Origin of the sequence: Lutibacter sp. HS1-25, assembly GCF_004121075.1 — a bacterium.
Classification (GTDB): domain Bacteria; phylum Bacteroidota; class Bacteroidia; order Flavobacteriales; family Flavobacteriaceae; genus Lutibacter.
Genome location: NZ_RHLN01000066.1, coordinates 1 through 2,869, shown reverse-complemented (window position 1 = coordinate 2,869; position 2,869 = coordinate 1). Strand labels below are relative to the sequence as shown.

Annotated in this window: 3 protein-coding genes; 1 reads left to right on the top strand and 2 read right to left on the bottom strand. The window is 29.4% G+C overall.

The genetic code is table 11. The features are described from left to right. On the top strand, positions 1–567 hold a 567-nt coding region (locus EC396_RS12180), incomplete at its 5' end, for a transposase (protein WP_240665700.1). 89 nt (positions 568–656) lie between these two features. On the opposite strand, the gene EC396_RS12175 is transcribed toward EC396_RS12180, so the two are convergent. Together EC396_RS12175 and EC396_RS12170 are read right to left on the bottom strand one after the other, a co-directional pair. Next, positions 657–1,430 carry a DUF4240 domain-containing protein gene (locus EC396_RS12175; RefSeq protein ID WP_164975274.1) on the bottom strand — a complete coding sequence of 258 codons (774 nt, stop codon included), beginning with the start codon at positions 1,428–1,430 and terminating at the stop codon, positions 657–659. A gap of 309 nt (positions 1,431–1,739) precedes the next feature. Continuing rightward, complete coding sequence (locus EC396_RS12170; protein ID WP_129366940.1) at positions 1,740–2,240, bottom strand: hypothetical protein; 501 nt, start codon at positions 2,238–2,240, stop codon at positions 1,740–1,742. Between the last annotated feature and the right edge of the window lie 629 nt (positions 2,241–2,869).

Genomic DNA, 2,869 nt, shown 5'->3' with positions numbered 1-2,869 from the left:
CACGGAACCTATAAAGGCGGTCCAGAAGGCTTTACCTACAATAAACAAGAAGATTGTTTTATCTGCCCCCAAAATAAAACGATTCCATTTACAAAGGTTTTTTATGAAGGAGAAAACAATAATAAAAAGAAAGAGTATCGAGCATCTAAATACCTATGTATTGATTGCCCTATACGTAGTACTTGTTTAAAAAAGAGTCAAGAAAAACGGATTACCATCACTTATTACAAAGAAGAATATGAGCGTAACAATACAAGGGTAAACAGCAAAAGAGGAAGTTATATGAAAGGTAAACGGCAAAGCACTGTTGAGCCTGTATTTGGCACCCTTACTCAGTTTATGGGACTTAGGAAAATAAATACAATTGGTATACAGCAAGCAAATAAGGTAATGCATCTGTCAGCAATGGCTTATAATCTGAAAAAGTACTTAAAATTCATTTCAAAAACTGTAAAAAGTGATGCAAAACAGGTGCATCATTTTATTTTAACATTAGAGGGCTTTGTAGGCCTTCAAATAAACCTTTTTAAGCGATTCGAAATTGAGAAGAGTTTGCTATTGCTTTAAAAAATAAGCCCCTTAAAAAGGAGCTTATGAAATATGATATTTGTGTTTTAAGGTCTTGTGCAACGGCTACCGGTGTTAGCCACAGTAATTTATTCCATTCCGAATTTCGTGTATAATTTCGGAAATCTTTTTTTCAAATCATTTTCATCTTCTTCCCATTCTTCTCCAGTTATTTCAAAATTTTCTTGAATTCCTTGAGGCATATCATTTCCTGTCTTTTTTTCATAAACATCAGTTGCAATATAACTCAAACCTTCCCAATCTCCGTCATTTGTTTCTTTCAGTTCAGTTAGTGTTTCAATATTCTTAATTGCATTTTCGTATATTAACTGTCCTTGTCCAATTAACCAACCTCGAAAATCAGAGAAACAATCATCAGAGCATCCTCCATTAATTATATAAGCAGCAGCCCAGAAATTCCAATTATAAACTTCTCCTCTTAATGTTCTGAACTTATTGTCGAATTCTAAAACTTCGTTTGCAGTTAATTTTGATAATTCTTTTTCAAGTTCAGATTGTTGATTTTCGTAATCTCCTAAACTTTTAGATTTAGTAGTTTCAATAATTTTCCAAAATTTCTCTGATTCCATAAGTTGTTTGGAATCTTGAAAGGTTTCTTTAATTCCAGTTTCAGAATTTTGATATTTAAAAAACTCTTTAAAACTTTTAGCAAAACCAAAATGATAAATAGCCATTGAATAAACAAAAATCATTACTAATAAAGGGACTTTGTTAATGAAAGGTGTTTCTAAAGTTCCTAAAGCAATTAATGCTCCTAAAAGACCCAAAGAAAATAAAACTATTGAAATAATTTTCGCCCAATTTTTTCCTTTATAAACCATTATCAAAAGTCCAACAGTCAATACAAACCTTATTAGTTGTGTGATAAGTTTTTTTGACTCAATTTCTGGTCTGACAGAATGATAAAAATATATCGTATGAATTGAAACAAGTAAAATACTTATTGATATTAGTATTGTCCTTTTTTTTCCAATTTTAGTTAATTCGTTCATTTTTTGGTTTTATTGTGGCTAACGGGCTTTTATAAGATTTGTGCGACTGGAAAATCGGAGATTTTTCGGTGGTAGCAAATCGTTTGTTGAATGTTTGTCGGTTTGTTATTTAGGTTAAATGTAAGCATAAATTTTATGAGGTGTTGCCCAACGTTTTTTTTAACATCCGCAATATAAATCTACAATCGTACTATTCTCTTTCTCAGAGATTTTATAATAACAACCAGGATTTATTTCACTCGGTTCAAATTTTGAATTGTTCTCTTTCCAAACATTTACATCAATATCCATTTTGTCAATCTCATACATTTGCTCAATCCAACTCATTAGTTTTTCTCGACTTATTTTAGGAAACTCAACATTAACCAAAATTCCTCCAGCCTCTTTACATTGAAAAATCGAATATTTAATATCATTCTCAAAATCTCTCTTAAATGAACAAATCGATTCTTTTTCCCATTCATAGAACTCTTTTTCGTAAAGCTCAGAAGTCGGATTGTAATTATTGATTAAATAATAATAAATTCCCTCATTTTTAAAATCAGTTTTCACTTGTTCTCTTAATTTTTCGATGTTTGGGTTTTTCAATTCAAACTCTTGTGAGTATGTTTTATAACTCAAAATTGAAAGTAAAATTATCAAACAGAATTTCGTTTTCATAATGTTGGGCAACGGGCTTTTATAAGATTTGTGCGGTTTAAAAATACGATATTTTTCAGCCGTAGCAAATTGTTTGTTTAATATTTTAAATTTTCTATTAGTTCGAATTATAGCATGAATTTTATGAGTTGTTGTGTAATGTGGTTTTGAGTTAGAATTAATCTATTCGACCTGAATTTTTACGTATAAAAACCTCATTTTGCATTATTCTTAAATTTGGAGCTTTCTCATTTTAGCTGAATTTTCCTTAAATCTTAATTATTCCAACAATCAAATTCCAACGCTCAAACTCTGCCTTAATTTTAAACTCCGAGATTTCTCATTTTAGCAATATTTTTCTTAAATCTTAAATATTCCAACAGTCAAATTTCAATGCTCAAACTCGGCTGTAATTTTAAAATCAGAGAATTGTCATTTTAGTTTAAAATTCTCAGAATTCTATTTATTCTTTTATTTCTGTGATTTCACTTTTTAATTTGGGTTTTAAAAAATACCAAATAGGAATATTAAAAATTAAAAATAAAGGAATATTGAAATTAGATTCATTTTTGAGACTCAACGCGATAAAAGCACCTAATAAAATTCCTGTACAAAATAATCCAAAAGCAATGTATTATACTGAAATAGGT

Bases quoted from the DNA above. Each gene is read 5' to 3' on its own strand.
- EC396_RS12170 (WP_129366940.1), bottom strand. From the start codon at position 2,240: ATGAAAACGAAATTCTGTTTGATAATTTTACTTTCAATTTTGAGTTAT.